Genomic DNA, 12,780 nt, shown 5'->3' on the forward strand with positions numbered 1-12,780 from the left:
AATATTTTACTGAGCGGTAGCTTTTAACATCAAAAAACAACAAAATTTATTATAAATCTTATCGCATCCAATTACTTCCAAAAACAATATAGTAAGCCCATTCTTCAGGACCTTTAGCAACATCTATACCCATTCTTAATTTGAATTTACGGGCTATTAAATACCTGAAACCTGTTCCATAATTGTAGACTACAGGTTTAGCAAACGCTTTGTCCCAATCATTAAATGCGCTGGCTACACCGCCAAATCCCATAAGACTCCATCTTCTGTATAAATCCCATCTAAATTCTGTTTCGGTAACTAAGCTTGTTTTTCCCATATATCTGGCCGCAGGAACCCCTCTTAAATTAATTCCTGGCAAAAGATAAAAAGGAGGACTCCCAAAGGCCCGCTCTCCTTCAATCCTCAAACCACCTATTAACTTTTTTGTAATCGGATAATATCCGATTGCTGAAAAATTTACCCTCCAGGCATCATAATCACTTCCGATTGCATTATCTGACCAGAAAAAATCTGATTGTATCCTTATTCCTTTATCAGGTGTAAAAATATTATCCCGCCCGTCAAACTGAATCGCTCCTCCAAGCTGACTTACAGTACTTTTTATATCTTCCGGCTGTACGAAAGGTGGAGGAATATTTATATTTGGCAAATTGATTTTAGAATTTAAAAAAAGATATTGAGGCCCTGCACTCCATTTTGCATTATTAAATTGCTTCAACCATTGGGTATAAAATATAAATGTTTTAAAATTGAGTTTAAATTCCTCGTCGTTTTTATTTGGTAAATTATTTGCATAAAATGATAAGTTCATATTGCCATAACCTGCCATAACACGATATAATATTCTCGGTTTTATCAAAGTAGCGGAACGAAAAGCACCAGCCATCCAGCTTTTGTTTGCTGTATACATTCCTATTCCACCAGTAATATCAGGATTTATGAATCTTTTTTTTCCGTTTTCATCAATTACCGGAGCATGTTTTTTAAGAAAGACAGGAACGACTGCTCCTCCAAAACCTCCTACTGCCGGTTCTGTTATAATAGTAGGTACTACAATAAAACCATGTGCATATATAATGTAATCACTTAAATCAAATGCGCCATCAAGAGAATCTTTTAAGCTAACACGCTCGTCTTTTTGTCCCAACATCACATTTAATGACAAAAGAAAAAAAATACTTGTTAGGGTAGCTATTTTTTGAAAACGCTTTGTTTTTTTCATACATAGAATCTTAACATTTCACATCCATTCATTTGAAAACAATAAGATTATTTATAGCAAATTTATTTTTTAAGCTATAGCGTTATTTGCTTTATCGGTATTTCCTCTTATCAGTTTAAAATATTCTGATGGAGATTTTCCGGTATGCTTTATAAAAGCTCTGAAACAAGTAGTCCTTGATTTAAATCCTGCACCCCAAGCCATTCCTTCCAGAGATAAATCTTTCCATTCCGGGTCATTAATTCTCTCATTAAAATATTCTATTCTTTTAAGATTTACGTAATCCTGAAAGTGAAGATTGAATTCTGAATTAATTAGATTTGAAAGATGGTGCACTGTGATTCCGGTTTCATCAGACAAATCACGAATTACAAAATCCTTTTTTAAAAAGAGTTTTTTGTTTCTAAAAACATTATCCAGTTTTATTAGATACTCTTCTTTTTTTTCTGGTGTTAATTCTTTAACTAATGAAAGAGTATTTATGTTTTCATCTGTTTTATTATCATGGGAATCATCTTTTATCATATCTAAGTTTTCCAATGAATCATTGTGAAAAATTTGTGGCTTAAAATAGAGCCATCCTACAGTAAAAACCAAAACAGATGATATCAAAATATAGCATACAAAATCCCCTCCTTTAATTTTACTAATCAAAAAATAATGAACAAAAAGTGTAGAAAACAAAAACAATATTATCAAATTATAAAGCTTTATCCACCTGAAGACTTTTATTCTGTTAAACTGATTTGATTTAAAACTTTTCAAGTCATAATTTAAAATCATCATAGTCTGGCAAAAGGCATAAATTAGCCAAATACTAATACTTAAGACAGAAAAAGGATTATTTATTTTAACCGATAAATATTCTATACCAGGAACATCAATATAATTGCAAGCCCAAACAATGAATGTGAGACTAAAATAGAATATAAACGGTAAAATATGCAGCCAGTCATATTTTCTAAATATCCTGTCTGAAAATAAAACACTTCTGACATATAAGAAAGCAGAAGGCGCTACTAAAAAAATAAAAGATTTTGTAATCATTAACAGATCTGGAAACTTTTTAAAGATATTAGCCCATAAGTAAAAATTATAAACACTTACAACAGCAAGACTAAATAGAAACAGACCTAAAAAAAAGCTTTTGGAATAGTTTTTTTTCGAAAAAAGAACCATAAATGATGTAGCAAATCCAACAATTGCTGCTATAAAAAAGAAAAGAGAAAGTACAATATCCAGCATAATCTTTTAATCTTGATTTTACAATATATTTCTCTATTTAAAATTTGAGAAACCTGAACTATCAAAGGCTTTATACTTATTTCTGAAAGCACAAATAAGTATAAATACCTTGTGCATTTTATTTATGTACTAAACTAATAAGCTATTTTTTTTCTGCTCCCGGAGGAAAACCTTCCAGAATTTTTTTGATAGCACCATTTATAAATTCTTCAGGATTATCAGGCTTACTGTCAATTTCGGCATTACCGATTCCCTGCCAAACCAATTTATCTGTTTTAGTAGAAACAATATCAATAATCAGCGAGCCATCAACATAATCATAAGTATTGAATGTTGTAGTACCGCTGGCCATCATACCACCACCGCCCCAATATCCGTATGGGCGATACATACCTCCGTAGCCATAATAATTTGAATTAGCTGAAACCGAAGTTTTGTTTTTTAAGATAGAAACCGCATTTACTTTTAAATCTGGGTTACTTGTAGATTCTGTAAAACCTTTTGCGGTCATTTCGGCACGAATTGCTTTTGCTACACGATCAACATTTAATTGGTTTACCTGACCTTCCTGAGCTTTTAAATCAAAAACTGCAAAAGTTTTGAATTCACTAAAGTTGATTGCGTGATCATAATCTTTTGTGACATTTACTGTTGGAGAACAGCTGAAAAACAAACCCAATAAAAACACTGTAATTGTACGAAGATTCTTTCTTTTAATATTCATCTTTTGTTATTTATTAAATTAGTAATTAAATTTAGTTTTAACGAGAAATTATTAAAATTATGAACAATAAAAATGAAGGTTAAATAGTATTAAATATTTATTAAACAAAACATAAATATCTATATTACAACACAATACATTCAAAGTTAGAATAATTTATTTGATAAATGCCAAAAAATGTAACAAATTTGAAACAGGAATATTCTTATCCTTTTAAAGCAAATTTAAAAATACAGAAGTAATACTCCTATTTTTTAGGGTTTCAAGTTGTTTCATTTTATAAAATGAAACAACAAAAATTGTATTTTACTCACAAAAAACTAAAAATAGAGAAGAATTAAGTAAAAAATTCAAAGACACAGGGGTTTTTTCAATAGGAACTTTTAGAATTAATATGCTTTTAAAAACATAGTGATTTTAATAATTATAAAAAAAAGCTGCATTAATCATCTTTAAAAATGCAGCTTTTTTTAAAACAGGTATTTTATAGTTTAACTTTTCAAAGAAGCCATATCAATTACAAAACGATATTTGATATCACCTTTTAATAACCTTTCATAAGCATCATTAACATCGTTCACGCCAATCAATTCAATATCGGCTGTAATATTGTGTTCAGCGCAAAAATCAAGCATCTCCTGAGTTTCTGCAATACCACCAATAGCAGAGCCTGCAAAGCTTCTTCTTCCTAATATAAGACTAAAAGATGTTACAGGAAGCGGTTCCATTGGAGCGCCAACTAAAACCAGATTTCCATCTACTTTTAATAAATTCAGATAAGAATCAATACTATGTTCTGCCGATACGCAATCTAAAATAAAATGCAGGCTTCTGGTATGCTGTGCCATCTGTTCCGCATCAGTAGACAGAACTACTTCATCTGCTCCCAAACGTTTAGCATCTTCGGTTTTAGACAATGAAGTTGTAAAAACTACCACATGAGCTCCCATTGCTTTCGCTAATTTTATTCCCATATGTCCTAAACCGCCAATACCTACAACCCCTACTTTTTGACCGGGACCAACTTTCCAGTGTTTCAAAGGAGAATAAGTTGTAATTCCTGCACAAAGCAAAGGAGCAACTCCGGCAAGATCAAGTTTATCTGAAATATGTAATACATAATTCTCATCAACTACAATACTTTCCGAGTAGCCGCCAAAAGTTTGTGTACCTAAATGTTTGTCAGGAGAGTTAAATGTTAATATACTTCCTTCATCGCAAAACTGCTCCAGATCGCTTTTACAATGTTCACATTCCCTGCATGAATCAACCATACAGCCTACTCCTGCTAACTGACCTACTTTGAAATTCTTAACGTGATCCCCCACTTTTACAACTCGTCCAACAATTTCGTGTCCCGGAACTATCGGGTAAATTGTTCCATGCCATTCGTTTCTTGCCGAATGAAGATCTGAGTGACAGATTCCGCAATACAAAATTTCAATTTCTACATCGTGTGCCTGTACTTCACGGCGTTTAATATCTAATGTTTGCAATGGTGCTTCGGCAGCTTCTGTACCAAAAGCTTTTATGTTTTTTGTTTCCATATCGTTTTTTGTTTGTTTTGTTTCAGGTTTTCTTTGTTTCAAGTTCAAGTTCTAGAAAACTTATCTGCTGCTTAACAGAAAATATTCTCCGTCTGTTACTTTTTCTAACCATACTCCGTGCCCCTTATCTACTTCGGTAATAATGGCAACGTAGGAGAATTTATCAAAAGGAGTTGCTCCATACCAATGCTCTACTCCTGGTAAAATTGTCACTACTTCGTCTTTTTGAAGTTTTCGAACGGCTCTTCCTCTTTCCTGATAATATCCCATTCCTTCTTTTGCAATCAGCATGTGCAGACCTGCATTGCTATGCCAATTACTTCTCGCACAAGGTTCAAAAGTAACTTCCTTTATAACAGTATTTTCCGGATGAATGTCACTAGTTTGTTTTTTATAGGAAACATCACCCGTCATATAAGTATTCGGGACTTTTCCTTCTTCGATAACGGCTGAATAATTTGTTGACATAAATTTAGTTATTTTTTAAGTTCGATTTTATTTAAAACTATTATACTCCTCATTACTAACAGGTTCTAACCAATCTACAATTCCTTTTTCTGTATTGGTACTGATAGCAATATGAGTAAATTCACTTTCAGGAGTGGCTCCGTGCCAGTGTTTTATTCCGGGTTGAATGTTAACAACGTCACCAACTTGCAGTAATTGAATTGGTTTGCCGATTTCCTGATAATATCCTGTTCCGTGGGTAACTATTAAAATTTGTCCGCCTGGATGTGTATGCCAGTTATTTCTGGCTCCTGCTTCAAAAACAACATTTCCAACTGCAGTATTCAAAACAGGATCATTAGGAACAAGCATTTCAACCCAGGCTTTTCCTGTAAAATATTCCGACGGTGCTAAATCTCCTTTAGGAAAAATGGCTTCATTATATCTATTATCTGATGTTTTCATAAATTTCTAGTTTTGGAATTATCAGAATCAGAAAACTAAATTTTGAGAAAGCCAGAAATCGCTTTATGAAGTATTATTTAGTCTGTTAAAAACTGATAAAGTATTAATACTGTAATTTCAGAAGCAAAATTAGATCAGGAATGCTTCTTAAAAATAACAATATTCAAACAAAAAATTATGAAATTGAAACAATTTACATTCGAAGTGATTTCGGAACTGTTCCTGTAAGTCTTTTAAAATAATTATTAAAATAACTCGGGTATTCAAATCCAAGCGAATAACCAATGTCTGAAATACTCCAATCGGTATGCTGTAGTAAAGCTTTAGCTTCGTTGATAATTCTTTCAGTAATATGTGCTGTAGTCGGTCTTCCTGTAATTTCTTTTACCGAACGGTTTAAATGATTTACATGAACAGCAAGACTCTGCGCATAATCCTGAGGCGTTTTTAAAGCCAGCGGTTCGTCTTTGGTTTCTATTGGAAATTGTCTTTCTAATAACTCTAAAAATAAAGAAGTAATTCTTGAAGAGGCATTTTTATGTTTAAAAAAGTTCTCCGAAGGCTGCATTTTCATTGATTCATGAATAATCAGGTTGATATAATTGCGCATTAAATCATCTTTAAAAACATAATCCGTTTCTTGTTCCTCGATCATTTTCTGAAACAAAGAATCGATAAAAACCTTTTGTTCAGGTGTTAATGTAAAAATTGGGGTTCCACCTATTTTAAACAAAGGTGATTCATGAAGCGTTTCTGAGCGGTCTTTTACTTTTAAAAATTCTTCGGTAAAAACGCAGGCATAACCTTCATATTCAGGAGAAACTATTTCCCATGAATACGGAATAATCGGATTGCCAAAAAACAAAATAGTTCCGTCAGTTTCTATTCCGCGATCAGCATAATGAATAAGACTTTTACTCGTATTTATACATATTTTATAAAAATCCCTTCTGTTATAAGTTGGTATTTTGCTTACGTCACCACCAACTTCATAAACTTTAAAACCTTTTAGCTTTAAATCTGAAGTATTAAAATCACAATTCTGAGTTTCTGCCTGATTATTCATTTTGCAAAGTTATGAAAATCAAACAAACAAAATTTACTTGTTTCAGGTTTCTTTTGTTTCAGGTTTCAAGTTATTTACACTACAAAAACCAGAAATTCAAAACTACTTTTTCAGAACTAAAGCACCTGCATTTAAACCATTGGCTGTAGCTGATAAAACTACTTCTGTAACGTTTTCTTCTTTTTGAATGATAATCTGAGCATATCCGTTAAAAAGCTTTCTTTTCCATGGCTCTGCGGGTGTAATCACCTGAATGATTCCTGGATCAGTATTCATTACGTCCCAATCCTTTACTTTCTGCAAAGGCGGCGCAATGATCTGAATGGTGTTTGTTCCCTCCTTTAAAACACTGCTATTCAAAACATACTTTTGATCATCTTCTGTACTGGCAGTAATTTTATTTCCGTTTACAAAAACAACCGCATCTGTACCTATTTTTTTATAAAAGAAATTAACTGAATTTGTACTTAAATTGCTACTCAATTCAAATTTACCACGATACACATACGACGGAGCCTGCTTTTTATAATCACGGTCTTTGAAGGCTTCTTTCCAGTTATTATCATCAGAAGATACTTGGTTTGAAGTATTTGCCGAGGCTAATTTCTTTTCTTCAAAATTGGTAATCGGTACAAGTTCTATATTATCTATAAACTGATCTTTTTCTAATGAAGTTGGATTACCGTTTCCAATACCCAGAATCTTTCCTCCTTTTACAGAAAATGCAATTTCATGATTCGAAGTTGGCACATGTAATCCCTTTTTGTCTGTAGTTTCCACAGTCACAACTACAACATTTCCGTTAGGCTGATTTTCTTTGTCTGCAGAAAGTTTTATATTTTGGGCAATCTCAGTAGTTTTTTGAATTTCAGAAAGTACTTTTTTGCCGTTTTTATATCCAATTGCTTCAAGAGTTCCTGGTGCATAGTTTACTTTCCATTCTAAATGACTATTTTGTGTCATTTTCTTTTTGCCAAGACTCTTTTTGTTCAGAAACAGTTCCACTTCTTCACAATTTGAATGTACCCAGACATCAATTTCTTTCCCTTCCATTCCACTCCAGTTCCAGTGTGGCATAATATGCAAAACCGGTTCTTTTCCCCACCATGATTTCAGGTAAAATACATTGTCTTTCGGGAAACCGCAAACATCCATCATTCCGAAATATGACGTAACCGATGGCCAGCCATAAGGTGTAGGTTCGCCTCGATAATCAAAACCTGTCCAGATAAACATTCCTGCTAAATAAGGTCTTTCGGCATAAAACTTCCATCCTTCTTCGATACTGTAAAATGTTGGACGTGGTTTTTTATCATAAGCACTTTTATAATGTTTGGCTTCATCATCAAAATAAATACCGCGTGTTGCAAACGTAGAACCTTCTTCCGTTCCCATTCCCGGCTGTTGTTTAAATTGATTTCGGTGTGCATCAATATCTCCGTTACCCAGATAATTATAGCCCATAATTTCGACTACAGACGAAATACCGCTTTTAAAACCACTGCTTATTCCAACAGTTACTGGTCTTGTAGGATCAATACTTTTTGTGAATCCCTGCATCACATTCGTAACACGTTCGCCAACTATACCACCTTCGATATTCCATTCTTCATTTCCAACCGACCAGCAAAAAATACTTGGATGATTTCGGTCACGTTCGATCATTCGTTTTAAATCATTGAGGTGATAGTCGTTAATTCCCATCAAACGGGTCTCATCAATAACCAGCATTCCGAGTTTGTCACAGACATCGAGTAATTCTGGTGTAGGCGGGTGATGTGAACAGCGATAGGCATTCGAACCCATCTCTTTCAGCTTTTTGATTCGATAATATTGCAGTTCATCCGGTAAAGCTGTTCCAATTCCGGCATGATCCTGATGATTATTGGTTCCTTTTAATTTTAGCGATTTTCCGTTAAGAAAAAAACCTTGCTCTGCATCAAATTTTATCGTTCTGATTCCGAAAGAAGTTTCATAACGGTCAATTGTTTTTCCTTCCTGTTTAATTTCAGTAATCAAACGATACAAATTAGGATTTTCAATATCCCACAATAATGGATTACTGACTTGTAACTTCGAACTGTAATTAGATGTTTTATAAAAATCAGGAGCAATAACATTTTGAGAAACCGTTGCAATTTGCTTTCCTTCAGCATCTAAAATACTTTGGAGAATTTCAATTTGACCTTTATAATTGCCTTTATTTTCAACAAAAACTCCCGCGGTGACTTCAGCATTGTTTTCTTTTATTTCGGAGGTTACATAAGTTCCGTTTGCAATTACATGAATTGGATTTGTTTTCTTTAGGTACACATGTCTGTAAATTCCGGCTCCTTCATAAAACCAGCCTTCTTCCATCGAAGCATCTGCACGCACCACAATCGTATTTTCTCCTCCGTAATTTACATAAGCAGTAACATCATATTCAAATCCGTTATAGCCACTTTCTTCTGTTCCGAGAAAATAGCCATTGAAAAACACTTTCGAATTTCTAAAAACACCATCAAATTTTAGTGAAATAATTCGGCCTTTGTCACTCTCGGGAATAGTGATTTTTTTTCGGTACCAGCCGATACTTTTTTCAGGAAAGCCTTTTCCGGCTGTTTTAAATCCATGGCTGAAACTGCCTTTTTCGCTAAACAACTGTTCAACCGCCCAATCATGCGGGAGATCTAATTTTCGCCATGCACGGTCATCAAAATTTTGAGCTGCTGGTCCGTCTCCAAATCCGGTTTTAGTTAAATAGGAAAAATATCCTGTTGCATGATTAAAATCTTTCTGGGTATCGTATAAATGACCAAATGAAAAACGCCAGTCTTTATCAATTAAAATCTGGTCTCTTTCAGCCTGATTTTGTGCTGAAATACAAAAAGATACAAAAAAAACAAAACAGAAGAAAAATCGATTAATAGCAATAGATTTCATAAATAATTCCGGTTAATTTGATGGTTGTGTAAAGTTTATAAATATACTTTTTTAAAAGCACCGGAATTAATAGTATTTTATCAAAGTTTAATGAATTTTAGTAAGCGAAGGCTTTTGAATACGAAAGGGCTTCGACTAAGTTTATCCTGAGCGAAGTCGAATGGACTCAGCCTGACACTCATTTTTAATTTCACCCAAAGGTTACATTATTTTCTAACCAGCGAAATATCATCAACCTGACAGGAAGCATTTGCCTCACCATCACACTGAAAACCAATTTCAACTTTGCCATCCTTTACAGGTATGTTTTTTATCGAAATTGTTTTCCAGTCTGAATTTTCGTCTTCAATCTTATATTGTAGTTTTATGCCTTTACTTAAAGCATACATTTCTAAGTTTTTAAAACCTTTAGTGTTCTTTATTTTAGCGGTAAGAATGTAAAATCCGTCTTCTAATTTTACGTAAGGTGATGAAGTAATGTTTTGAAAAATTTTTCTTCTAAAACCAACTTTATCTTGAATATTTAAACTTTTTTCGCCTATTACAACTTCTCTGTCATCTTGTGTATTGAAATAATTGATTACTGGAGAAGTTAAAGTATCCAAACTTATTTTATTACCTTCAATAACTTCATTAGTCCAGCCTGTTAATTCTGTTTGTATTGGTTTTACAGGACTTGGAATATGTCTTCGATCTGCTTCAAAACTTCCATTTTTTACATAATTATTATCGTTGGCTACATTCCACTCACCTGTTTTAGCATCAATATTCCACGAACTAAGTGAATTAAAATAAGGTGTTTTTCCATCGAAAGACATTGGACACCATTGATTATAACCTAAACCATTGCCCGCAAAATCAGCCCATCGGTCTCCGCAATATAATATGGTTTCCTGCTTGCTTCCTTTTACAGAAAAGAAAAAACCGGTTTGAGATACGTGTGCAAAATCATCTGAAGCCCCGTTTGTAATCAGCATTTCATTTGTAGGCAGATAAGGTCCCCTGATATCATCGGCAACTAAATAATAGGCAAACGAAGCATCCCAGCCATAAATATTAGATGCATACATATAATATTTGTTTTGGTACTTGAACATGCAGTTTCCTTCACGACTCTCGCCTTTGAAAATCTGAGTACAGTCTAAAAGATTTACTTTACCCTCTTTAATACCAATTTCTGAAACATATATTTTATTCCTTCCTTTTCCGTAAGAATAAATTAAATACGATTTTCCGGTATCTTCGTCAGTAAATACAGTCTGATCTCCGGTATTACTGGTTCCAATCATTTTCTCCATATTGATTTTCTGATGCCAGCTAAATTGTCCTGTTGGAGAATCTGCAAGCATAATCAGTACTTCACTACCATGCTGCACAAACATGGCATACTTATTCAGTTCTTTTATGTACGCTACTCCTAAACGCCCTACCCATGTTTTACCTGACTTATTCACATCGTCTTTGGTTACAACATCTCCTTCAAATGTCCAGTTAACTAAATCTGTAGAACTATAACAGGTAACCGATTTAAATGTAGCATTCGGCAAAGTGATATGTGGAGCATTTCTGTAGATATCCGCTTCTTCATATTGAACACCATACCAGTAATATTTTTGTACTCCTGCAACGGGTTTTGAAAATTTAAAAATACCTCCCCCCTGACTGTTTAGTGGCTTTCCGTCTTTTGTATTCCAAAAAACATCATTTTTGATATTGCCTTTTTGTGCCTGAACAGGATTAATGATGCTTAAAGCCAAAATAGTCATCATTAAAACAGGGTGTATTTTTTTAATTTTCATGTTTTTATCTTTTAATTACAATCTTGTACATATGAATAAGTCATATAAGTTCATCTATTTTTAAATGTACTTATATGACTTATTTATTCTAAAATCTACACTAAATGAAGATTTTCTACTTTAATGAAAGTTTATTATTTCCCAATTATTTATTTGAAGATAAACCAATTACAGTGATCGAATAATCCCTTCTTCAAGTCCTCTTAATTCAGCTAAACCTCTTAATCTTCCAATAGCAGAATAGCCCGGATTGTTTACTTTTCCTAAATCATCCAGCATTTGGTGTCCGTGATCAGGTCTGAACGGAATAGAAAGATTATTATTTTTTTGAATCAACAATAATTCTTTAACTACTGCATACATATCAACATTTCCGTCTAAGTGATCTGCTTCAAAAAAATTACCTTCTTCGTCTCTTCGTACATTCCTCAAATGAATAAAATGTATTTTGTCGCCTAAAGCTTTTGCTATTTCAGGTAAATCATTCTTTTCTGATGCTCCAAGAGAACCAGTGCAGAAACAAATTCCGTTTGATTTATAAGGTGCTTTTGAAAGAATAAAATCATAATCTTCCATTGAATTTACGATACGAGGCAATCCTAAAATATCAAAAGGAGGATCATCCGGATGAATAGCTAATTTTACTCCAACTTCATCTGCAACCGGGCAAATTTCATTCAAAAAGTAGCTCAGATTTTCTCTTAAAGCTGCTCTGTCAATATTTTTATACGGTTTCAATTTTGCCTGCATATCGGCAACAGTCATCTTTTTTTCTCCCGGAATTCCAAACATTACAACATCTGATAATGCTTGCAATTGTTCTTCGTTTAATGTGTTAAAACGTTCTTTTGCTTTAGCTGCAATGCTTTCAGGAAAACTGCTTTCTGCATTCTCTCTCTTTAAGATATAAATATCAAAAATAGCCAGATCTACCCAGTTAAAATACAAAGCCTCAGAGCCGTCAGGCATTACGTAATCCAATTGCGTTCTTGTCCAGTCATTAACCGGCATGAAATTATAGGTAATAATTTTGATTCCGCATGCCGCAACATTACGGATGCTTTCTTTGTATTTTTCGATATAAAGCTGATAATCTCCGGATTTTGTTTTAATGTCTTCGTGAACCGTAATACTTTCTACAACGTCCCATGTCAGACCATATGCTTCAACTTCGGCTTTTCTCTTATTGATTTCTTCAACTGTCCATACATCTCCGTGAGGAACGTGGTGCAGGGCTGTTACAATTCCGGTAGCACCGGTTTGTTTGATATGCTGTAAACTTACCGGATCATTTGGTCCGAACCATCTCCAGGTTTGTATCATTCTGTTCATATTGT

10 protein-coding genes are annotated in these 12,780 nt (G+C 33.6%); all 10 read right to left on the reverse strand.

Going from position 1 to position 12,780, the window contains the following annotated elements; genetic code table 11:
* Positions 1-58: 58 nt before the first annotated feature.
* A complete protein-coding gene (locus GWR14_RS02300; RefSeq protein WP_163407341.1) occupies positions 59-1,225 on the reverse strand; it encodes a BamA/TamA family outer membrane protein in 1,167 nt (388 codons plus the stop codon).
* A gap of 69 nt (positions 1,226-1,294) precedes the next feature.
* Positions 1,295-1,765, reverse strand: a complete 471-nt coding sequence (locus GWR14_RS23835; protein WP_246236262.1) for a helix-turn-helix domain-containing protein — start codon at positions 1,763-1,765, stop codon at positions 1,295-1,297.
* 847 nt (positions 1,766-2,612) lie between these two features.
* Positions 2,613-3,194: a DUF4136 domain-containing protein gene (locus GWR14_RS02310; protein ID WP_163407346.1), complete on the reverse strand. Its 582-nt coding sequence runs from the start codon at positions 3,192-3,194 to the stop codon at positions 2,613-2,615.
* 491 nt (positions 3,195-3,685) lie between these two features.
* On the reverse strand, positions 3,686-4,741 hold the full coding sequence (locus tag GWR14_RS02315; protein ID WP_163407347.1) for an NAD(P)-dependent alcohol dehydrogenase: 1,056 nt from the start codon (positions 4,739-4,741) through the stop codon (positions 3,686-3,688).
* 60 nt (positions 4,742-4,801) lie between these two features.
* Complete coding sequence (locus tag GWR14_RS02320; protein WP_163407349.1) at positions 4,802-5,209, reverse strand: cupin domain-containing protein; 408 nt, start codon at positions 5,207-5,209, stop codon at positions 4,802-4,804.
* A gap of 27 nt (positions 5,210-5,236) precedes the next feature.
* The gene (locus GWR14_RS02325) at positions 5,237-5,653 is read right to left on the reverse strand and encodes a (R)-mandelonitrile lyase (protein ID WP_163407351.1); all 417 of its coding nucleotides are present in this window, start codon (positions 5,651-5,653) and stop codon (positions 5,237-5,239) included.
* Positions 5,654-5,846: 193 nt separating this feature from the next.
* Positions 5,847-6,719: a helix-turn-helix domain-containing protein gene (locus GWR14_RS02330; RefSeq protein WP_163407352.1), complete on the reverse strand. Its 873-nt coding sequence runs from the start codon at positions 6,717-6,719 to the stop codon at positions 5,847-5,849.
* 102 nt (positions 6,720-6,821) lie between these two features.
* A complete protein-coding gene (gene galA / locus GWR14_RS02335) occupies positions 6,822-9,644 on the reverse strand; it encodes a beta-galactosidase GalA (RefSeq protein ID WP_163407354.1) in 2,823 nt (940 codons plus the stop codon).
* A gap of 206 nt (positions 9,645-9,850) precedes the next feature.
* Positions 9,851-11,443 (reverse strand): family 43 glycosylhydrolase, encoded by a 1,593-nt coding sequence (locus tag GWR14_RS02340; protein ID WP_163407355.1) that lies wholly within the window; start codon positions 11,441-11,443, stop codon positions 9,851-9,853.
* A gap of 168 nt (positions 11,444-11,611) precedes the next feature.
* Complete coding sequence (gene uxuA, locus GWR14_RS02345; RefSeq protein ID WP_223150956.1) at positions 11,612-12,766, reverse strand: mannonate dehydratase; 1,155 nt, start codon at positions 12,764-12,766, stop codon at positions 11,612-11,614.
* Positions 12,767-12,780: the final 14 nt, after the last annotated feature.

This window comes from Flavobacterium ajazii, from assembly GCF_010614725.1.
GTDB lineage: Bacteria > Bacteroidota > Bacteroidia > Flavobacteriales > Flavobacteriaceae > Flavobacterium > Flavobacterium ajazii.

Bases quoted from the DNA above. Each gene is read 5' to 3' on its own strand.
- GWR14_RS02315 (WP_163407347.1), bottom strand. From the start codon at position 4,741: ATGGAAACAAAAAACATAAAAGCTTTTGGTACAGAAGCTGCCGAAGCA.
- galA (WP_163407354.1), bottom strand. From the start codon at position 9,644: ATGAAATCTATTGCTATTAATCGATTTTTCTTCTGTTTTGTTTTTTTT.
- GWR14_RS02340 (WP_163407355.1), bottom strand. From the start codon at position 11,443: ATGAAAATTAAAAAAATACACCCTGTTTTAATGATGACTATTTTGGCT.
- GWR14_RS02300 (WP_163407341.1), bottom strand. From the start codon at position 1,225: ATGAAAAAAACAAAGCGTTTTCAAAAAATAGCTACCCTAACAAGTATT.
- GWR14_RS02330 (WP_163407352.1), bottom strand. From the start codon at position 6,719: ATGAATAATCAGGCAGAAACTCAGAATTGTGATTTTAATACTTCAGAT.
- GWR14_RS02310 (WP_163407346.1), bottom strand. From the start codon at position 3,194: ATGAATATTAAAAGAAAGAATCTTCGTACAATTACAGTGTTTTTATTG.
- uxuA (WP_223150956.1), bottom strand. From the start codon at position 12,766: ATGATACAAACCTGGAGATGGTTCGGACCAAATGATCCGGTAAGTTTA.
- GWR14_RS02325 (WP_163407351.1), bottom strand. From the start codon at position 5,653: ATGAAAACATCAGATAATAGATATAATGAAGCCATTTTTCCTAAAGGA.
- GWR14_RS02320 (WP_163407349.1), bottom strand. From the start codon at position 5,209: ATGTCAACAAATTATTCAGCCGTTATCGAAGAAGGAAAAGTCCCGAAT.